The organism is Neobacillus sp. Soil_C_43 (genome assembly GCF_057656715.1).
The window spans coordinates 12,597-32,065 of the sequence record NZ_JBDGJV010000002.1 but is presented as its reverse complement, the minus strand read 5'-3'; the positions used below and the strand labels follow the sequence as shown (position 1 = coordinate 32,065).

General features: G+C 40.4%; 20 protein-coding genes, 1 pseudogene and 1 riboswitch. Of the genes and pseudogenes, 2 read left to right on the top strand and 19 right to left on the bottom strand.

Features of this window, described 5'->3' with window-relative positions; translation table 11 throughout:
* Window positions 1-199: pseudogene (locus tag AC3A54_RS04785) on the top strand (hypothetical protein); the annotation flags it as partial.
* 147 nt (window positions 200-346) lie between these two features.
* Here AC3A54_RS04785 and AC3A54_RS04780 read toward each other — a convergent pair.
* The 11 genes from AC3A54_RS04780 to AC3A54_RS04730 all read right to left on the bottom strand — a co-directional run bounded on the left by AC3A54_RS04780 (window position 347) and on the right by AC3A54_RS04730 (window position 9,358).
* On the bottom strand, window positions 347-1,369 hold the full coding sequence (locus tag AC3A54_RS04780) for a DUF3231 family protein (RefSeq protein ID WP_487653520.1): 1,023 nt from the start codon (window positions 1,367-1,369) through the stop codon (window positions 347-349).
* A 194-nt stretch (window positions 1,370-1,563) separates the two neighbouring features.
* The gene (locus AC3A54_RS04775) at window positions 1,564-2,571 is read right to left on the bottom strand and encodes an ABC transporter substrate-binding protein (RefSeq protein ID WP_487653519.1); all 1,008 of its coding nucleotides are present in this window, start codon (window positions 2,569-2,571) and stop codon (window positions 1,564-1,566) included.
* A 14-nt stretch (window positions 2,572-2,585) separates the two neighbouring features.
* Entirely contained in the window at window positions 2,586-3,356 is a 771-nt protein-coding gene (locus AC3A54_RS04770; RefSeq protein WP_487653518.1) for an ABC transporter permease, read from the bottom strand.
* A complete protein-coding gene (locus AC3A54_RS04765; RefSeq protein WP_487653783.1) occupies window positions 3,346-4,083 on the bottom strand; it encodes an ABC transporter ATP-binding protein in 738 nt (245 codons plus the stop codon). The genes AC3A54_RS04770 and AC3A54_RS04765 overlap by 11 nt, the downstream gene beginning before the upstream one ends.
* A gap of 7 nt (window positions 4,084-4,090) precedes the next feature.
* Window positions 4,091-4,762 carry a thiaminase II gene (tenA, locus tag AC3A54_RS04760; RefSeq protein ID WP_487653517.1) on the bottom strand — a complete coding sequence of 224 codons (672 nt, stop codon included), beginning with the start codon at window positions 4,760-4,762 and terminating at the stop codon, window positions 4,091-4,093.
* On the bottom strand, window positions 4,749-6,047 hold the full coding sequence (locus AC3A54_RS04755) for an acetylornithine deacetylase (RefSeq protein ID WP_487653516.1): 1,299 nt from the start codon (window positions 6,045-6,047) through the stop codon (window positions 4,749-4,751). Before AC3A54_RS04755 ends, tenA begins: the two co-directional genes overlap by 14 nt.
* 13 nt (window positions 6,048-6,060) lie before the next feature.
* Window positions 6,061-6,567 (bottom strand): energy coupling factor transporter S component ThiW, encoded by a 507-nt coding sequence (gene thiW / locus AC3A54_RS04750; protein WP_487653515.1) that lies wholly within the window; start codon window positions 6,565-6,567, stop codon window positions 6,061-6,063.
* Window positions 6,568-6,574: 7 nt separating this feature from the next.
* Window positions 6,575-7,228 (bottom strand): thiamine phosphate synthase, encoded by a 654-nt coding sequence (thiE, locus tag AC3A54_RS04745; RefSeq protein ID WP_487653514.1) that lies wholly within the window; start codon window positions 7,226-7,228, stop codon window positions 6,575-6,577.
* A complete protein-coding gene (gene thiD, locus AC3A54_RS04740; protein WP_487653513.1) occupies window positions 7,225-8,043 on the bottom strand; it encodes a bifunctional hydroxymethylpyrimidine kinase/phosphomethylpyrimidine kinase in 819 nt (272 codons plus the stop codon). Before thiD ends, thiE begins: the two co-directional genes overlap by 4 nt.
* A 15-nt stretch (window positions 8,044-8,058) precedes the next feature.
* On the bottom strand, window positions 8,059-8,871 hold the full coding sequence (gene thiM / locus AC3A54_RS04735) for a hydroxyethylthiazole kinase (RefSeq protein WP_487653512.1): 813 nt from the start codon (window positions 8,869-8,871) through the stop codon (window positions 8,059-8,061).
* Between the two features lie 78 nt (window positions 8,872-8,949).
* Window positions 8,950-9,059, bottom strand: a riboswitch (TPP riboswitch).
* Between the two features lie 50 nt (window positions 9,060-9,109).
* On the bottom strand, window positions 9,110-9,358 hold the full coding sequence (locus AC3A54_RS04730; protein WP_308079615.1) for a glutaredoxin family protein: 249 nt from the start codon (window positions 9,356-9,358) through the stop codon (window positions 9,110-9,112).
* A gap of 559 nt (window positions 9,359-9,917) precedes the next feature.
* Between AC3A54_RS04730 and AC3A54_RS04725 the strand changes: the two genes are divergently transcribed.
* The gene (locus AC3A54_RS04725) at window positions 9,918-10,373 is read left to right on the top strand and encodes a hypothetical protein (protein WP_487653511.1); all 456 of its coding nucleotides are present in this window, start codon (window positions 9,918-9,920) and stop codon (window positions 10,371-10,373) included.
* A 112-nt stretch (window positions 10,374-10,485) separates the two neighbouring features.
* On the opposite strand, the gene AC3A54_RS04720 is transcribed toward AC3A54_RS04725, so the two are convergent.
* From AC3A54_RS04720 to AC3A54_RS04685, 8 genes are all read right to left on the bottom strand, one after another.
* Window positions 10,486-11,259 (bottom strand): HipA family kinase, encoded by a 774-nt coding sequence (locus tag AC3A54_RS04720; protein ID WP_487653510.1) that lies wholly within the window; start codon window positions 11,257-11,259, stop codon window positions 10,486-10,488.
* Window positions 11,256-12,371: a glycosyltransferase family 4 protein gene (locus AC3A54_RS04715; protein ID WP_487653509.1), complete on the bottom strand. Its 1,116-nt coding sequence runs from the start codon at window positions 12,369-12,371 to the stop codon at window positions 11,256-11,258. Before AC3A54_RS04715 ends, AC3A54_RS04720 begins: the two co-directional genes overlap by 4 nt.
* A gap of 93 nt (window positions 12,372-12,464) precedes the next feature.
* Complete coding sequence (locus AC3A54_RS04710) at window positions 12,465-13,472, bottom strand: hypothetical protein (RefSeq protein WP_487653508.1); 1,008 nt, start codon at window positions 13,470-13,472, stop codon at window positions 12,465-12,467.
* Window positions 13,473-13,700: 228 nt separating this feature from the next.
* Window positions 13,701-14,984, bottom strand: coding sequence for a YjiH family protein (locus AC3A54_RS04705; protein ID WP_487653782.1), 1,284 nt, complete (start codon window positions 14,982-14,984; stop codon window positions 13,701-13,703).
* 133 nt (window positions 14,985-15,117) lie between these two features.
* Window positions 15,118-16,113, bottom strand: a complete 996-nt coding sequence (locus AC3A54_RS04700; protein ID WP_487653507.1) for an agmatinase family protein — start codon at window positions 16,111-16,113, stop codon at window positions 15,118-15,120.
* The gene (gene hutI / locus AC3A54_RS04695; protein WP_487653506.1) at window positions 16,091-17,392 is read right to left on the bottom strand and encodes an imidazolonepropionase; all 1,302 of its coding nucleotides are present in this window, start codon (window positions 17,390-17,392) and stop codon (window positions 16,091-16,093) included. The genes AC3A54_RS04700 and hutI overlap by 23 nt, the downstream gene beginning before the upstream one ends.
* Window positions 17,393-17,408: 16 nt before the next feature.
* Window positions 17,409-19,082: a urocanate hydratase gene (gene hutU / locus AC3A54_RS04690; RefSeq protein WP_487653505.1), complete on the bottom strand. Its 1,674-nt coding sequence runs from the start codon at window positions 19,080-19,082 to the stop codon at window positions 17,409-17,411.
* Between the two features lie 169 nt (window positions 19,083-19,251).
* Window positions 19,252-19,469: hypothetical protein (locus AC3A54_RS04685; protein WP_487653504.1), on the bottom strand; the 218-nt coding region annotated here is incomplete at its 5' end.

Genomic DNA, 19,469 nt, shown 5'->3' with positions numbered 1-19,469 from the left:
AAGGCAAAGGAACTTTGGACAGAGTAAGCGAAAAATACAGAAACATTGTCAGAAGGCAAAGGAACTTTGGACAGAGTTGGTGAAAAAGACAAAAACATTGTCAGAAGGCAGGGCAACTTCGGACAGAGTTGGCGAAAAAAACAAAAACATTGTCAGAAGGCAAAGGAACTTCGGACAGAGTAGGCAGAAAAAACAGTAACATTGTCCAGAGTAAATGAAATTAATAGTAATCATTTCAAAAGATGTGAGTCTTCACTGGAATACATAAGTAGGAAAAACAACAATCTTTGCGAAAACAGCTATAAATTAATATCCTCACCCTTTTCAGTAGGACTTTCAATGCAATTTACAAGTGTTTCCTTTTTCTTACTAATTCATCTCTATCGGATGCCATTGGAGGCTGTTCCAACCATCTATTTTTAATCATGATATTAGCTCCATCTTCAGCATACATCTGTACTTCTAACGATAGCCTGTTATACATTGTACTAAGATCGCCTCTAGGACTTTGACTAACAGCTGTACCGTAATAGCCAACGCTCAAAGCAATCAAGCCACTTGTATAGAACATCATCAGTTTATCTGAAAAAGTATGGGTTGTACTATTAGTTATTTCTGAATCCCAACGCATAGGTACAGGAAGTTTACTTTCCTCTAACTTACCTCTAAATAAATTAATATGTTTATTCCCAACTTCTAAACCTTTTAAAAAAAACTGTTTTACATCCTTATCCTTGGCAACCTGACTAAATCCAGTTAGTGCAGCTACTCCCAAGGCATTTCTTTGCATATTCGCAAATAAATTATCGACTTCGGCAGCAACTAATGGTCTTTTTTCTCCGAACACATCTAACATAAACCATTGTTTTTTTACAAATTCAACCTTCTCTAAATTAGGCAGGTTCGGAGACCTGATAAACATTCCTTTAGATAATAATAATTCAGTTGACCTATTATATAATTGCATTGTTTCTGTAAGGCAATCCATGTAATAGGATTTAATATCACTTCTTACAGATGTTCCAACACTACCAGCATATGTTGTAAGCCCAACCTTAGACATTTGGTTAATAAAATTTAGTACAAAACTGTCGGAATAAAGTCTAGGAGCAGTTAAATCCACATCCTCTTTAATACTAAACCCATATGGAACTACATGTTTTTCCTCTGTTAGTATTGCTGTAATCTTTTGAATATGTGATTTTGATAGTTCTAAAGCAAATTCAATTATAGGCTTAATTTCAAAATCCTCAGCCTTTTCTAAAAAATAGGTAAGAACACATATGCTTGAACTGTCATTTAAATATTGAAGCCAAAGTTGACTAATCTCACCAGCTGTGAGCCTAATCTGCTTTCCTTTTTCCTCCATAAGTACCCTCCAGAAAAGATATACTAAGCAATACCTTCCCCATAAATTACCTATAGTATGTATTTGTTACCCACGTTACTTTAAGTACATAAATTCTCAAGTAACCCCTATCATTAGTCTTTTTATAAACAAAAAAATGCTGTGGATGTCGAATTCCTCAGCATTTTTTCCTCTATTTTTTTGTGCCAAACACCTTATAAATTTTTAAACGATTCCACGGGGTTTACTTCTTTTTTTATCACTTTATTATCCTTTAGCCATTTCGCGACCTTGTTCCATGTTTCTGGATCTTGATAGCCGAATGGTTGGTCTTTTGCATCCATTAGTGGTAAGAGCATTTCCAAGCTCTTTGTTTCAATATCCTTTTCAAGTGGGGAAGACTTGTCTTCATGCTTTAATAAAATTGCCAACCCCTCATCTGGATGTTCCGTTACAAACTTTTGTCCTTTGCCAATTGCTGTCATAAACTTCTTAAACACTTCAGGTTTGGCTTTTAATCCCTTTTCACTTGCCACCAATACTAATTCATAATAATCTGGCACACCAAAATCTGCCGGATTTAATGTGCGCATTGGATGTCCTTCTTTTTCAAGCAATAATTTTTCGTGATTGATATAACCGCCAATAAGAGCATCTGTTTTCTTCGTCGCCATAGCCGGAATTAAGTCCCAGCCTACATCGACCATTTTCACCTTTTTTTCATCGCCGCCATCAGACTTAACCATCGATTGTACAATCGCTTCATCGAGTGGAATCGATGGATAACCGATTGTTTTTCCGGCTAAATCCTTTGGTGATTGAACTGGACCATCGACAGGTACCATTAATTGATTAAGCGGATGACGTACAATCGCACCAAACGATTGAACAGGAATATCTTCCCCACGTGCTACAAGTACTTGTGGCTGGTAGCTAATCGCCATATCGATTTGATCTGCAGCAACTAATTTTAGCGGATCATTCGTATCTGCAGGCATCTGAATATCTACATCTAAGCCTTGCTCTTTAAAATAACCCTTTTCCTCTGCTGCATAGAGAAACGAGTGTACAGCGTTTGGATACCAATCCAGCATTAAGCTCACTTTCTCGAGTTTTTTATTCCCGCTTGCTCCCTTCGAATCAGAAGCCTTCTCGTTGCTTTTTCCACAAGCACTTAACATTAACAACAATAAACTAATCATGATTAAAAAACTTTTCTTCATTATATATACCTCTCTTAGTTGCGAAATTTATTTTTCAATAACTGCTTTTCTACAAAACCAATCAATAAAAACAGGACAATTCCTAGTAAGGATAAAAGAAATATGGCAGCAAACACGGCATCTGCCTTAAGATTTCCTGACATCCGTCTGCTGAAGTACCCAAGCCCTTCGCTTGCACCCAACCACTCACCAATCGTTGCTCCGACGACACAGTAAACAACCGACAATTTCAATCCTGATAAAAACGCAGGCAAAGCCATTGGCACCTGTACTTTTTGAAAAATAGTCCAGCGGTTTGCACCCATTGTTGAAAGTAATTCCCGGTACTCACTTCCACCTGATTTCAATCCATCATACGTACTAACAACGATTGGAAAAAAGGCTGTTAAGATCGTTACCGCAATCTTGCTCCAAATCGAATAGCCAAACCACATAATGAAAATGGGAGAAATTGCAATTAACGGCACTGTTTGCGAGATAACTAGAAAAGGATAAAGAATTTTCTCTAATGGACGTGAAAAATGCATCCCAACTCCTATTAGCACACCTCCAATAACCGAAATCATAAAACCGATTAAGACTTCCTTCAAGGTTGCCGGCAGATGTTCCCCCAACAAAAGCTCCCTGTTTTCGACCAATGATGCCCAAATAGCTGAAGGAGATGGCAATATAAATGCTGGAATGAATCCTTGTCTCACTACCCACTCCCAAAGACTGACTATAAGAATTACCACCAGTAAAAACAACCCGTAATCCCCAGACCACTTTTTTACTCTAGTTCTCATCTTGAATCAGCCACTCCAATTCTTTTCTCATCCGAATAAACTCTGATTCGTAAATCAGTTCTGCGTTTCTTGGTCTAGGAAGGTTCACCTTAACCTCCTGAACTCCTAGATCACCTTTCAATAAATAAATCCTATCACTTAATAAAATGGCTTCTTCAAGATCATGAGTGATGAACAACACCGTTTTTTGTAACTCCCCCCACAGCCCTAATAACCAACTATGCATTTTCCTTTTGGTCAGAGAATCAAGTGCACCAAACGGTTCATCTAATAATAAAAGATCCTTTCCAGTCATAAGCGTTCGAAGAAAAGCCACTCGCTGCCTCATTCCGCCAGAAAGTTCCCCTGGGTAGGCATTTTCATATGCAGCTAAACCAAAACGGTCAAGCCACTCCCGGACCTCCGGTAGTTTTCTTTGTTTACTTTCCTTTGCAATTTCTATGGGGAGCAAAACATTATCTACTACCGTCCTCCATGGTAAAAGCAAATCCTTTTGCGGCATATACCCTACACTACCTGCTCTTTTCCCAGATTGCTTACCTTTGATTAGGATCTCACCCTGTTCCGGTGCTAGTAAACCAGTAATCAACTTAAAAAGTGTGCTTTTTCCAGAACCACTTGCACCAATGACGGAAACAAATTCTCCTGAGTTAACATCTAGTGAAATCTGATCGAAAATCGTTCGTTCCTGATCGAATGAATAAGAGAGCTTGTTAATCGATATCATTGACAACTTAGACAGGCCACTCGCCCCCCTGGTAAACCATATCCCAGAACATATATTCAAAGCGGGAGGTTGTAAGAAAATGCTGCTCCAAGATGGCTAATTCCCATTCTGGTTTTCCTTCTGCTAATGAATCTAGTAAGTTAATAAGCCATACAGCTAACTCACCAAATTCCTTCGAAGAGTACATTTTCACCCAGTCACCATATAGATAGTGTCTGCTAGCACTTTGATATTCTTCCGCTAGCACCTTGCCGATTTCCCAGTAGCTCCACATACAAGGTAATAACGACGAAATTAATTCTTCGAGCGAACCATTTTGTGCTACATGTAGCATATATCGTGTATAAGCTAGGTTGATTGGACTTGGCACCGTTTCTTCTAACTGCTGATTCGTAATCCCGAATCGTGCGGCATATTCCCGGTGCAAATCCATTTCCCCATGTAAGGTCTCATGCAACAGTTTGGCAAAAGCAGCCATCGTTTCAATATCTCTTGATTTTACAGCAGCTAGAGCAAACAGCTTGGAATAATCTATTAAGAACACGTAATCCTGTTTCATGTAACGAATAAACGATTCAGTTGGAAGGTCCCCTTTTCCCATCCCGACAACAAATGGATGCTCGTGAGTTTTCTCCCAAATATCATGTACTTTATGAAAAAGTCTCTCAGAAAATTTCATGCTGACCCTCTTTCCTCGTGTTACACCATTCTGCGATAAACATGGCTAATACTTTTGCAAAGTCTAACAATTGACGAATTTCGACCTTCTCATTAACAGCGTGTGCATCTTCCAATTTACCTGGTCCAAATATGGCGGTTGGAATACCAGCCCGTCCGAGCCATCCAGCATCTGTAACGGTTGTAGACATCCCAATCGTTGGCGTGCTGTTCATCATTTTTTCATAGGCTGCCGTTAAAGTCTTGGTTCCCAATTGGTCCGCATCCAATTCTAATGAAGGAAAAATCTCGCCACGGTCCTCTATCATAGATTTTCCACCCCAAACGAACGTGGGAGGATTTTCTCTAAGCCAAGGATCGGCAGCAGCAACGGCACCGATCTGTTGTTCAATTTCCTTGATCACGTCTTCATGGTCTTCATTCGGATAAAAATGAACCGTGACCCATAATGCACATTGGTCAGCTACGAAAGCTGCATGCCTGCCCCCTTCAATGACTGCCGGATTAATCGTATTCGTGCCAGGCAGAAAGCCTTCATAGCTTTTCGTCACAGCCCAATGTCGCTCCAGTTCCTGAAGTCCCGCGATAATCTTCATCATTTTCTCAATGGCACTGGCCCCTTTTAGGCCCCCTCCAGCATGAATCATTTTTCTCCGCAATCCATCATGATAGGTTTCTTTGCTTTGAACCGTAATCCAACCAGTAATGACGCCGCCCTGTCCTTGAATATGTAAATCACTCGTATCTACCACTACTGCATAATCAGCGGTATACCCCCGCTCTATACATGCCTGTGTTCCAGCCTCTCCTACTTCTTCCCCAATGACGGATTGAAATTGGAGATCGCCCCCCAAAGTAACTCCCATTTCTTTTAAAAGTTTAATCGCAATAAGTGAAGCTGCCATTCCACCTTTCATATCAGCGACACCACGACCATAAATAAACGAATCTTTTATTCTAGCGCTAAATGGAGAAGAGTCCCACTCCTTGGCATCTCCCACCTCAGCAACGTCCACATGACCATTTATTATCAAGCTATTATATTGGTTTGAAGCCTCACCTGACAAAATGCCCACTACATTCGGATCTCCGGGATACACATCCCATTTATCCGTTTGAAATCCCAAATCTTCTAAATATCCTTTAATAAATTCCTGGACGTCATTGGTATTACGTGCAGGTGGGCTAATTGTAGGATATGCCACCAGGGTATTCAACAAATCAAGAAGTTCATCTTTTCTCGCTTCTACCTCAACTTCAATTCTTTCAGCTATTTCTTTACACATTCTCCGTACCACCTTACATTTTGGCTTGAGGTTCCTCGATCTTTACCACTTTTTTTCGTAAAAATACGGTTAAGATTACAAATCCAATCAATGCACCGGCAAATGAGCTAAAAATAAACAAAGGGATAAACCCAAATAAAGTCGCTTTTTGTCCAAGCAATAGGGTGGCAATTGGATAACACAGTATGGCACCAATGATTCCTGTCCCGATTACTTCACCGAAAAACGCTAGATAAATTTTTCTAGTTTTCATGAATAATAGAGACGCGAGTAAGGCTCCGACCATGCTGCCTGGGAAGGCAAATGGGGAACCTGTTCCCATAATGTTTCTTAATAATGAAACACAAAAGGCTTGTGCAACAGCATAATAAGGCCCTAAAAGAACCGCTGACAGCACATTCAAGAAATGTTGTATAGGAAATACCTTGGTAAATCCAATGGGAATATAAAAGAGATTACTGGATATGGTTCCAATTGCAATCATCATGGCGGTTAAAGTAAGCTTGTGTGTTTTCTTCATTCTCTTATCACTCCTGACCTGCTATAGCATCTAGATTTTTTCTTAAAGCTTTTGCTGCTCCTTGCGGTGATTCTGCATGACTGATAGCCGTAATCACGGAAACGCCATCTGCCCCTGCTTCTACTACTGAACGAGCATTTTCAATCGTGATTCCACCAATTCCAACAATGGGGATGGTGTATCCTTCACTGCGTAATGCCTCAATCAGTGTCGTGCCCCTTGATGGTTTGGCGTCTGCCTTCGTGGTGGTTGGAAAAACAGGTCCAATACCAAAATAATCTGCTCCATCCCGTAAGGCTGCCATGGCTTCCTCTTTTGTATGAACAGAAACACCCAAGATTTTGTCGCCAATTTTTCCCCTTACCGTTTTAACAGATTCATCCTCTTGCCCAATATGGACACCGTCTGCATTTAATTCAATCGCAAGATCAAGATCATCATTTACAATGAAAGGGATGTGATTCTCTTTACAGATGGTTTGGAGTTTTTTAGCGAGTGAATATTTTTCAACGCCAGTTAGAGCCCCTTCCCCTTTTTCACGAAACTGAAAAAAGGTTATGCCCCCAGCAATGGCTTCCTTCAATACCTCAACAGGGTCCTTCATGCAGTTATTGCTACCCATGATAAAATAAACACTCAATGCTTCTCGTAAATTTGTCATAAAGGGGTACCCTCTTTTCCGATCTTTCTTTTTCGATATGCCCAATGGTTAGTGGGGCCATGTCCTTGGCCGATCTTTAAATCTTCTTCAATAGCTGCCTGAATAAAATCCTTTGCTGTTAAAACGGCTTCATACACACTAGCTCCTTTTGCCAGCTCTGCAGTTAGTGCAGCAGAGAAGGTGCATCCTGTTCCATGCGTGTTTTTAGTATTGATTCGCTGGCTCGTGAACGTGTAAAATTCCTTGCCATCGAATAATACATCTACTGCATCCGTTTCATTCTCGTCATGTCCACCCTTGATGACGATATTTTTCACTCCAAGTGCATGTAATCTTCTCGCAGCTTCCTTTTTTTCCTCAACCGTTTGAATCGTCATTCCCGTTAAAACTTCCGCTTCTGGAATGTTCGGAGTAATGACCTTTGCTAGAGGCAGTAAATAGGTTTTCATCGCTGATATCGCTTCATTTAACAGTAAAGATGCTCCGCCTTTAGCGATCATCACCGGGTCAACCACGACATTTTCCCATTGAAAAATCTTCAATTGTTCGGATACTGCCTCAATGATTTCTGCATTAAACAGCATCCCTGTTTTTAGGGCATCTGATCCGATATCCTCCCCAATAGCTTGAATCTGTTTGACAACAGCCTCAACAGACATTGGATAAACACCGTGAACACCCAATGTATTCTGAGCAGTCACTGCTGTTAATGCAGACATACCAAATACCTCTAATTCCTGAAACGTCTTTAAATCTGCCTGAATTCCTGCTCCGCCACCGCTATCAGATCCTGCAATCGTTAGCGCTTTTTTCATAAAAATAACCCCCACTTACTCATTCATTTTTTTAATGGACGCGAGCTGCTTCATATCTTTTGATGATGTGAGTGATAATTGGTTTAAAAATTCGATTTGAAAGCTTCCCGGTCCTTGTTCAACTGTTTTTTCAGCCGCTTTCTCTGCCGCTATTCCATAGAAAGACAAAGCTGCTACGGAAGCCTTCAATAAGTCTTCTTCCACACCAGCAAACGCACCAATTACAGAGGTTAATAGACAGCCAGTGCCTGTCACCTTGGTCAATATTGGATGTCCATTTGCAATCACAAAGGTTGTTTCTCCATCTGTCACGATATCTTCTTTTCCGGTTATGACCACAACGGTGTTCAGTTTCTGTGCAGCAAAGATGGCAAGTTCAACAATGTTCCCATTTGCGTCACCGGCATCTACACCTTTAATTTCCCAGTTCTCCCCGACAACATTAGCTATTTCGGCTGCATTGCCTCTGATTACCGAAACATGCACCTGTTTCATAATTTTTTGTGCAGTCTCCGTACGGTAAGGAGTGGCCCCTGCACCTACTGGGTCAAATATAACCGGAACACTATTTTCATTGGCTGCTTTTCCTGCAATAACCATCGACTCCACTGTCTGCGCGTTTAGCGTTCCAATATTCAAAACTACGGAACTAGCAATCTTCGCCATATCGGCTACTTCTTCTGCTGCATATGCCATGACAGGTGATGCTCCTAGTGCAAGTAAACCATTTGCTGTAAAGTTCGTGACAACGACGTTTGTTATGTTATGTACTAACGGTCTACCCTCTCTTACTTTTTCCAATGTCTCAAACCATCTGTTTGTTTCCACAACAATCTCCCCTTTTTTAAAAATAAAAAAACCAGATCCATAAATTGGACCTGGTTAGTTAGATAGAGTAATAATACAACATTCACTCGACTACTTTCCTACGCTGGTATTACCCAGATCAGGTCCGAAGGGTTAAAAACGTTGCCGTTTTCTCTCAGCCCGCAATCTGGGCACCCCTAGTAGATTCACTTATGAAATTACATAAATCATAATCCTATTTTTAAAAATAGTAAAGGATTTATGCCTCTTTATTTTTCACTAAATCAATAAGTTCTTTTAGTTCGTTTGTAAATCCTTTGACTGCCCGGCCTTCAACAACCGTTATTGGAACGCCCAGATAGCCGTACTTCTCTACTTCCTTTTGATATTCGGCATGAGTAGAAATGTTTCTTGCTTCAAATGCAATTCCTTCTTGTGTTAGTACCTGCTTCACCATTGTACATTCAATACAATCGTTTGTTGTATAGACGATTACTTGCTTGCTCATTTAAATATTTCCCCCTATCTAAATTTACGACAATTTTCCTTTAAATTCTTTATATACTTTAAAATCCGCGAATTCCCCCCCACATTCCCATCCATTATATAACAATTTCCTGCAGTAGTTGTAAACATAGCGTTCGGAAATATTCCTCGGGAAAGCGCACGAACAGACAATTCTCGTGTTTTTATGTCGGAAAGTGGAAACTTAAAATGCCGTTAGACAGCCCTTTTTTCTATTATCATGATATTCGTTTATGCTCGTCCGTCTCTTTTACATAATATATATCTAGTAGGACCCCTTATTGCCGTCACTTGTGAGAATTAGGGGATTAATCATTATATATTTTAATAAAAGGCTATGTTAAAGAACAGTGTTGATTTTTACACTCTGTTGATTGGCGCGGAAGGCACGAAGACTCCTTTGGGAGTATGGTTCAGGGGAGACCCCGCAGGCGCATGCGCCGAGGAGGCTCGCCGAAACACCCACGGAAAGCGAAGTGCCTGGAGCGGAAATCAACAGGCAAGTTTAACAGATCCTAAAAAAATAAAAGGTGGGTAGGATAATGGGTAAAAAAAATAAAAATAAAAATATTCAAGAAAATACATTTGATATAGACTCCTTTTTGCAATCGGTGAACAACTTATTGAAAGAAGAGCTTTTGAAGGCACTAAACCAAACTGAATCATTCCCTTCACCAACAGCAGCAGAGGAACTAGTGGAACAAACTGAAGTAACAGCTGAAGTAAATATTGAACAACAAGAAATCCTTACAGAAGTGACAGAGGTACAAACTGAACTAGAGAATCATGAGCCTGATCTTCGGGCTAAAATTAGTAATCATTTATTCGCAATTGAAGCAGACCTATCAAATTATATCGAAAGCTTCGAAGCTGAGGTTCGAGCAGAACTGGCTGATTTAAAAGAACAAAATGAGAAACTAATCAATCAACTTTCAGAGTCTGAAAAAAAGAAAAAAGAGAAAGACAAGGACAAAAAAAAGAAAAAAGATAAGGAGTAGTGAACTCTTTAACAATCTATTAAACTTCCAATACTGAAATCACACAAAACCTTGAGAAATCAAGGTTTTTTTCAACGAAAAAAAGTGGCCGCTACCACTTTTTTAATTAATTCTATTCATTATCATGTAACGGCCGATAAATTTTTTTCAAAAATCGCTGCATGAGGTGTGGAAGGATGCTCTTACGTCTTGTTACTAAGGCGCTAACCATTGCCTTTTTTTCCTCCTTAGAAACCATCCAATCATCTGGTATCATTGATACAATTTCCTCAATTAAAAAAATGGGAATGGTTTGAATCAGTTCCATATAGTTTGTAAAACTATCTTCGGATTCAATAAATTTCGCCATGATTTGGTGTGTGGCACTTTTTAAAAGCTGCTCTGACAGGTTATCTAAATCATTCTCGTTCCAATTGTAAGATTCGAATATCTCCGCATGATCAATGATCCATAAGTGGTATGTTTCTTTTTCTTCTTCACATAAAACAATATTTTTGCGAGTCCGGTCGCGGTTGCATAACCAGTAATCTAATAAAATGACACCGGCTAATGACTGGTGATTATGGATTCCGGAAATATTTGGCGTTTGATGTCCATCCAAACAATCATGGACATATAATGAGGCGAATTGATATTGAGTTTGCTGCATGACGTTCAGTTCAGGAACTTGTGTAATGAATTCCTGTGGTATTTCTACTAAGCGGGCAAAGGGAACTGGGAGCCCGAGGTATCTCGCTAGACAATATGCCACCCATTCATTTGGTAACGTTCTTTCATACCCAGTCTGAAAGAACTTAACCACATAGTCATTTCCATCACTAAAGGTAATTAAATGGGCATTTGACTTCCCTTCCAATGTTTTTTGATAGGAAATGGGGGTAATCATGGCTGACCCACCTCCCCGTCTGCCTCTACATCCTTTTGGATAATTTTTTTCAATAAATCAACATAAGCATCTGCTACTATTTGAATAGAGAAATTCTGTTGAACTCGATTAATTGCAGCCTGAGACATCTGTTGATATCTGACTGGATGATCGATGATCCCGTATATTTGATTAACGGCATCCTCTACATTTTGTCCACGATAAAGTAATCCAGTCTCTCCGTCGACAACCAGTTCAGTGACTGGCATCATTCTAGAGGCGACAACTGGTACCCCGCAGGTCATTGATTCAATAAAGGTATTTCCGAAGGATTCTGATTTTGTAGTTGCTAGAGTACATCCGCCAGATTGACGAATTTTCGCATAAACGTGAGGCATTTGCTGATAAGGAATGACAGGAAACCATTTAATGATATCTGTGAGCTTTTCTTCTTGCCAAGCGGCTGCAAATTCTTCACGCTGTACACTTTGTGCGCCACCAATTACCCAAATTTCAATATCTTCGCGTTCACTTTTTATCTTTTTTGCCACTTCAATCAGCATCGGCCAGTTTTTACGTTTGTCCAATCTGCCAATCCATCCGATAATCTTTTTATCTTTTGGGAGAACAGGTGCACTATTGAAATCAATTTCATTGGTTGGTAATGCTCGGAAAAAGGTGGTATCTACGCCATTGTATATTACTTCAATGGGGACATTGTTTGTTAAGATGGAGACTAACCGCTGTTGATATTGAGAGGGAACAATCATTAATTCTGGCTGAATTCCTTTAAACGATTTTACGTGAGGGGTAAGCTTGATTAGTTCTGGAGTGCGTGCTTCCACAATAACTGGGCCTTGAAAGTTAGCTTTTCGAAGCCATTTGTAGGCAGCACCCGTATCAACAATAATGACGGCGTCATAAGCGTGATCTTGAATGATTTTTTTAATTTCTTGTTCATCTTTCGTTAAATAGACAGGAGCAATGTCCTGCATGATGTGGAGCCCGCCATGATCTGTTGTATAAAGGAATTCAGTATCAATGCCATGTTTCTTGAAATAGATTGAGCGATTTCGCCATCCAGCATTTACTCCGCCAACAGTGAGCAGCCGCCAGATTACTAGTACTTTCATTTAGCTTTCTCCTTGTTAGTATTTAGGGTCCTCCTCAGAAATACGCCTTACTTTTGACGGCGTCTTATACTTCAGTAATAATGTTGTAGAATGCTATTTTTTCCTGCCTTTTTTGCTCTTTTTACCGCGAGAATCTCTATCATACCTTTCGCCTTCAAATCGTCGGTGCTGATCGCGTTTTTTATCTTTATCACGGTGTTTACCATCACTTCGGCTTACTTCTCCTTCAAATCGTTTCATTCCTCTATACTGTTCCTGCACTCGAGATTGTTCAAGTTCATCCCAATACTTATCTATTTTTTCCATTACAGCTTCAGGGTCCTTCCCACGTGCAAGCATCGTTTTGACCCATTCCTCTTTAAACACCTTGTGAACCAATCCCTGTAGCTGAAGAACATATTTTTCTTCATCTTCTGTTGTTAACAGCTTTTTGCTCAGATTCTTAACTGTTTCTTTGTCTGGTTTTTGAGGAAGTAGTATTTGATAAATTTGATGGGATAACTCTTCCATACGAATGTAGTGAAGCCATTCCTGATATAATTCAGGAGCCATTTCTTGAACATGTGACAAGAAAATTGCCTTATTTTCATCTCCTAATGAATTTAAAAGCTTCCTTGGATATGGATACACCCGGTCACGCCATACGGTTCTTGCCACATCAATTACTTTCAAATTACCGTCTGGCTGGATATATATTTGCCTTTTATGATGATCAATCCGTTCATACCCGATCGTTTTAAAGGTGATTAACATATCAATTAGCTTTGCTGATAGTTCTTCAGTTAGTGGTTGTGATTGAAGGTATTCACGTACATCTACCCCTCTAATAATATCCATTGCGATATAAAGTGGTCCTTTCGCATGAATCTTTGGAAATAGATTCGTCAGCTGGCCTAAGGACAAGGCATAGTGTTCGCGGTCGCAATCTTCTTGGTTTCCAAATACTTTTACACAAATATCTTCGGAAATTTGAAAAACGGCTCCCTGCCGTCCTTTCCCAAGCATAACTAATGGTGAATTATTTACAACCTCAACGTCAGCATTGATCAGATTTTTCACTTCAATTTGTTTCATCCATTCATTCAACTGATTAATATCCATTATTTCCCTCCTTTTAAAAAACTAATAGAAATAAAACCATAAGCAGTAACGCCTATTATAGTTAATTCAAGTAGGACATAAAATGTACAGGCTACCGTCTAATAGAAATAAAAATGAACAAAAAAATCCGCCAACATACGCTGGCGGAACTAACCGTCCACTGGAGACGGACAAAATGACCAGAATGTCTTTTGTGGTGTCAGGCACCATCATTTTCGATTTCCAATCCTAAAGAAGTAAATAGGCTAGCGGTGCTGTGATTAATATGGTTAGTACCACTCTTTCAAACCAGATGACAACCAGTTTTCCAATTGTGAGTGGAATCTCTGTTGATAAAATACAAGGTACCACAGCTGAAAAGAAGATAATAGATGAAACAGATACTACGGCAATTACAAATTTTGTTACGACTGCTGCTTTGGTCACTAACAGGGCAGGCAAAAACATTTCTGCAATGCCTACTGCACTAGCCTTGGCTGCTAACATAGGTTCAGGTAACTGTACAAGTGCTGTAAATGGATAGAAAATATATCCTAGCCAGTCGAATACAGGCGTAAACTCCGCTAAGATTAGACCGAGTAACCCAACCGACATGATGGAAGGTAAAATTCCCATAGTCATGACAAAGCCATCTTTTAGATTTTCCCATATATTTTTGCCAAAGCTCGGTGATTCATTTGCTGTAATCATGGCTTCTTTCCATGCCGTTTTAACGCGATCTTTTTTAATGATGACCTCTTGATCGCCTTCCATCTCCTGATAGTAGGAATCACTCATTTTTGATAATGGCCAGATTCGAACAGTTATCGCAGTAACGATAAATGTAACGACCAGCGTGATCCAAAAATAAGCATTCCACATGTCCATCAGATTTAGTGTTTTTGCTACGACAATCATAAATGTCGCTGAAACAGTGGAAAATCCTGTAGCAATAATGGCTGCTTCTTTGATCGAGTATTTTCCTTCTTTGAATACACGATTCGTAATCAATAGACCGATAGAATAGCTACCTACAAAAGAGGCAACTGCATCAACCGCTGATCTTCCCGGGGTTTTCCATATCGGCCGCATGACGGGTTGCATGAATATTCCGATAAATTCAAGCAAACCATAACCTACTAATAAAGCAAGAAATACAGAACCGATAGGTACTAACAAACCAACAGAAATGACAAGCTTATTATAAAGGAAGGGAGCCATATCAGGGCTAAAAAACCACTTTGGTCCTACATTAAAAACGAACATGGCCCCTGCAACAAAACCTAGGATTTTCAATATGGAAAATATTAACGTTACCGTATCCTTTTTCCATGTTTTCTTATAAAAAGGATAAACTGCCCCTAATAAAATAACTAAAAGTGCATAATATGGCAATACACTAGGAACGGCTAATTGAATCGCCGATACAAAATGGTCGAGCATTATCGAGGATTTCCCATTTAAGGTAACCGGTACAAAAAAAACAAAAAGACCAATAGCACTAAAAACAAAAAATTTCACCATATTCATCATATTGCTATTCTGTAACTCTGGCTGCTTCGCACTCACTACAGTCTGATTTTCCATTATCCATCCCCCTTATTAATTTTACCCTTAAATTCATATGTAGTGTCAGGCACCAAACATCCTCTTTGGCGCCTGACACCTATCGCAACATTACCCCTGTTAGAAAGGTTAAAAATACGTGTGTGCCAAGTTTGACTGTTGGTTGTACTTGGGTGTCTTTAAGTGGGTCAAGGCAGACGATGTCCATGTTGCTTACTTTTGGATGTTTGGCAGCTGCTAGTACCCCTTCTAGTAGTTCTGCTGTTGTCATACCTCCAGGCGTTGAAGCTGGTACTCCTGGTGCATAGGCAATATCTAGAACATCCATATCGACGGTTAAGTAAATCGTATCGACCTTGGCTTCTAATTCCTCCAAACAGTGGCGGACCGTTTCTTCTATCCCTTTTTTTCTTGCTTGACGTAGTGTGAAATAGTTGACGCCTTTCTCATCGGCATACTGCTTCAAGTCTTTCGTGTTAAAAAAACCATGAAGACCGATATTGTACATATTACTAGGTTCGACCGTCCCACTTTCAATCAGATTTCTCATCGGTGTCCCATTAGAGGGCCCATTATCAGTTAGATCCCTTAAATCGAAATGAGTATCAAACTGGAGGATACCAATTTTTTTCTGTGGATTAGCCTGATGCAGACCCTTTACCATCATTGCTGTAATCGAATGATCGCCGCCAATTGCACACACTTTGGATGTACCGAAATGCTGATTTAATGCAGTAGAAGCCGCAATGATGTTGTCATGGCATTTGCGGATATCGGTGACATGCATAGGAACATCCCCTACATCTATCGCCGTCATTTCAGACAGATCTAAATCTTCATCCAGATTATAGGTAGTAAAGCCTTTCCATAAACGCCGGAAAGCATCTGGAAATTCAGATGCCCCTGACGCACTAATTGATGAACGGGAAAGCGGTACTCCGACTATTACAAAATCGGCGTCCTTGCATTTTTCAGGATCCGAGTCTGCAGTCAGCGGTTGAATCCACTCATGAACCTTCTCCGTCCTATCCTCGTTGTCTGGCCTTACCCAAGTAAAGCTTGGCGGATTCAATTTAGGATAAAGAAAGCTTTTCAACTAATTGCCCTCCCTTAACAACCACCTGACCATTTTTCAAAACTGTATCTGTGTGGTTCACACCATAAGAGTATTGGAGTTTCATATAATTCCCCACATTAAACACAGTTACGTCCCCTTTTTTCCCTACTTCTAAACTACCGATTTCACTTCCACGATTAATGGCATGTGCCGCATTAATTGTTGTGGCGGTTAATACCTCTGCTGGTGTCATCCCCATTTTCAAGCATCCAAGATTCATAATAAATGGCAAAGAAACCGTAGGTGAAGAACCCGGATTGCAATCTGTCGACAGTGCCACAGGGACCCCAAGATCAATCATTTTTCGCCCGTTTGCAGATTCCGCCATTAAGAAATAGGCTGTTCCTGGCAGTAACACTCCGACGACCCCTTTATCCGCCATCGCCTTCATGCCTTTTTCTGATGCTCTTAATAAATGGTCTGCTGAAATTGCCTCCACTTCTGCTGCAAGTTCAGCTCCCTCATACGGCTCAATTTCATCCGCATGGATTTTAGGAATTAACCCATAACGCTTACCTGCCTCAAGGATTCTGCGGGATTGTTCTGGTGTAAACACCCCATGTTCACAAAATACATCATTAAATTCAGCAAGTCCCAGCTCTGCCACCTTCGGGATCATTTCTTCTACTAACAAACGGACAAATTCCTCTGGGTCTTGTTTATATTCTTTTGGAACGGCATGAGCGCCCATAAAAGTGGCTACCACATCAATCACATGATGCTCATTCAACTGTTTGGCCACTTCTAGCTGTTTCAGCTCGGTTTCCCATTCCATTCCGTAGCCGCTTTTCGCTTCCACTGTTGTAACCCCGTGACGCAAAAATTGATTTAAACGTTCAAAGCTCTCCTGATAAAGCTCTTCGTGTGTGGCAGATTTTGTCCGTCTTGTAGTTGCATGAATTCCACCACCTGCATTCATGATTTCCATGTATGTTGCCCCTTGCAAGCGCATATTGAATTCATTCTCTCTACTTCCTGCAAAAACAAGATGGGTGTGCGGATCGACAAGTCCTGGTGTAACCAGTTTGCCGCTCGCATCCACTATTTCGGCCTCATACATCCGACTTGCAAACTCTTTAACTAGTTCTTCATCTTTCCCCACAGCCTTAATGAATCCCTCTTCAATCCAAACGCTTCCGTTCTCGATGATGCCAAGCTCAGACATCGCTCCTTTTACAAGGGGAGCTTTTGAACTCCCCTGTAATGTCACGAGCTGAGAAGCATTTCTGATAAAAACTGCTTTACTCAAATCTATCATCCTCTCAGTCTCTGAATTAGTCCTGCTGCAGCATTGGCATTTTAATGCCTTTTTCCTTTGCCGTTGTAATGGCAAGCTCATAGCCAGCATCTGCGTGGCGAACCACACCCATACCAGGATCTGTCGTAAGTACCCTTTGAAGACGGATTTCTGCATCCTTTGTTCCATCTGCTACGATTACCATACCGGAATGCTGAGAATACCCCATTCCCACACCGCCGCCGTGATGAAGTGAAACCCAGCTAGCCCCTCCGACTGCATTGATCATAGCATTTAAAATCGGCCAGTCGGAAACCGCATCACTACCGTCTCTCATTGCTTCTGTTTCACGATTTGGTGATGCAACCGAACCTGCATCCAAGTGGTCGCGGCCAATAACGATTGGTGCTGATACTTCACCTGAAGCGACCATATCGTTAATCACTTTTCCAAAACGAGCTCTGTCTCCATAGCCAAGCCAGCAGATACGAGCAGGTAGTCCTTGGAAGCTGATTTTTTCCTGTGCCATCTTTACCCATTTACAGAGGTGCTCATCATCCTTGAACTCGCGAAGTAGGGCTTCGTCAATTTTACGAATATCTTCTGGATCTCCTGATAATGCCGCCCAGCGGAAAGGACCTTTACCTTCGCAAAAAAGTGGTCGAATATACGCAGGTACGAAACCAGGGAAATCAAATGCATTTTCTACCCCTTCATCCTTTGCTACCTGACGAATATTATTACCATAGTCAAACGTTACTGCACCTTTCTCTTGCATTTTCAACATGGCTTTTACATGGAGTGCCATGCTTTGTTTAGCAAGCTTCACATATTTCGCTGGCTCTTCCTTTCGTAATGCCGCTGCTTCCTCTAAGGTAAATCCCACTGGTACATATCCATTTAATGGATCATGTGCAGAGGTTTGGTCTGTTAACACATCCGGATTAAATCCTTTTTCAATCATGATTGGTAGAATTTCAGCTGCATTTCCTAGTAAACCAATCGATAATGCTTTTCCATCAGCTTTAGCTTCACGTGCCATTTTTAAGGCTTCATCTAGGTCCTTGGTTTTAACATCAAGGTAAGCTGTTTCCAATCTGCGGTCGATTCTTGTTTCATCCACATCAATAGCCAAGCACACGCCATCATTCATTGTGACAGCTAACGGTTGAGCTCCGCCCATTCCGCCAAGACCTGCTGTTAGTGTAATCGTGTTTTTTAAGGTTCCAGCGAAGGATTGACGGGCCAGTTCAGCAAATGTTTCATACGTTCCTTGAACAATTCCCTGGCTTCCGATATAAATCCAGCTTCCTGCTGTCATTTGTCCGTACATCATCAGACCTTTTTTATCAAGCTCATGGAAATGTTCCCAATTCGCCCAAGCTGGAACAAGGTTGGAGTTTGCGAGCAGCACGCGCGGCGCATCCTTATGAGATTTAAATACAGCAACTGGTTTTCCTGATTGAATGAGCAATGTTTCGTCACTCTCTAATTCAAGCAATGTTTTCACGATTGCATCATAAGACTCCCAATTCCGTGCTGCTTTTCCTATGCCACCATAAACGACTAAATCCTCTGGTCTCTCAGCTACATCCTGGTCAAGGTTATTCATTAACATGCGAAGTGCTGCCTCTTGAATCCAGCCCTTAGCGTGTAATTCTGTTCCTTTATAATTTTCAATCACTCTAGATTTTTTAGTATTTGTCTCCATTCCTTCCACTCCCTTATTAATATTCTACTTTTATTATAAAAATAAAATCTTCTGAAAAATACGAATACGACATTAGATAAGGGATAATTATTCTATATTATAGATATAATTTTTTGGACAATCCTTTATAAATCTATAATATTTTTAGGAAAATGTATTTTTTTTATTTTTAATAAGTGTAGTCTATTTGATGGGAAGCATATAATATTGGTAGAAACACAGCGATAGGGTCTAAACCTGTATCTACTCTGACAGTGTTGATGGTTCCCTGCAAGAGTCTGTCCAAAGATGACTCCACTTCTGACAGTGTTGCTGGTTTCAAGCACAAGTCTGTCCAATGATGACTCGACTTCTGACTATGTTGTTGCTGGTTCCCTGCAAGAGTCT

What these genes read in the sequence shown, in the direction of transcription:
- AC3A54_RS04705 (WP_487653782.1), bottom strand. Translation starts at nt 14,984, where the DNA reads ATGATGAATATGGTGAAATTTTTTGTTTTTAGTGCTATTGGTCTTTTT.
- hutU (WP_487653505.1), bottom strand. Translation starts at nt 19,082, where the DNA reads ATGGAGACAAATACTAAAAAATCTAGAGTGATTGAAAATTATAAAGGA.
- AC3A54_RS04775 (WP_487653519.1), bottom strand. Translation starts at nt 2,571, where the DNA reads ATGAAGAAAAGTTTTTTAATCATGATTAGTTTATTGTTGTTAATGTTA.
- AC3A54_RS04720 (WP_487653510.1), bottom strand. Translation starts at nt 11,259, where the DNA reads ATGATTACCCCCATTTCCTATCAAAAAACATTGGAAGGGAAGTCAAAT.
- tenA (WP_487653517.1), bottom strand. Translation starts at nt 4,762, where the DNA reads ATGAAATTTTCTGAGAGACTTTTTCATAAAGTACATGATATTTGGGAG.
- thiW (WP_487653515.1), bottom strand. Translation starts at nt 6,567, where the DNA reads ATGAAGAAAACACACAAGCTTACTTTAACCGCCATGATGATTGCAATT.
- AC3A54_RS04770 (WP_487653518.1), bottom strand. Translation starts at nt 3,356, where the DNA reads ATGAGAACTAGAGTAAAAAAGTGGTCTGGGGATTACGGGTTGTTTTTA.
- thiE (WP_487653514.1), bottom strand. Translation starts at nt 7,228, where the DNA reads ATGACAAATTTACGAGAAGCATTGAGTGTTTATTTTATCATGGGTAGC.
- AC3A54_RS04725 (WP_487653511.1), top strand. Translation starts at nt 9,918, where the DNA reads ATGGGTAAAAAAAATAAAAATAAAAATATTCAAGAAAATACATTTGAT.
- AC3A54_RS04780 (WP_487653520.1), bottom strand. Translation starts at nt 1,369, where the DNA reads ATGGAGGAAAAAGGAAAGCAGATTAGGCTCACAGCTGGTGAGATTAGT.
- AC3A54_RS04765 (WP_487653783.1), bottom strand. Translation starts at nt 4,083, where the DNA reads ATGATATCGATTAACAAGCTCTCTTATTCATTCGATCAGGAACGAACG.
- AC3A54_RS04730 (WP_308079615.1), bottom strand. Translation starts at nt 9,358, where the DNA reads ATGAGCAAGCAAGTAATCGTCTATACAACAAACGATTGTATTGAATGT.
- AC3A54_RS04715 (WP_487653509.1), bottom strand. Translation starts at nt 12,371, where the DNA reads ATGAAAGTACTAGTAATCTGGCGGCTGCTCACTGTTGGCGGAGTAAAT.
- hutI (WP_487653506.1), bottom strand. Translation starts at nt 17,392, where the DNA reads ATGATAGATTTGAGTAAAGCAGTTTTTATCAGAAATGCTTCTCAGCTC.
- thiD (WP_487653513.1), bottom strand. Translation starts at nt 8,043, where the DNA reads ATGAAAAAAGCGCTAACGATTGCAGGATCTGATAGCGGTGGCGGAGCA.
- AC3A54_RS04710 (WP_487653508.1), bottom strand. Translation starts at nt 13,472, where the DNA reads ATGGATATTAATCAGTTGAATGAATGGATGAAACAAATTGAAGTGAAA.
- AC3A54_RS04755 (WP_487653516.1), bottom strand. Translation starts at nt 6,047, where the DNA reads ATGTGTAAAGAAATAGCTGAAAGAATTGAAGTTGAGGTAGAAGCGAGA.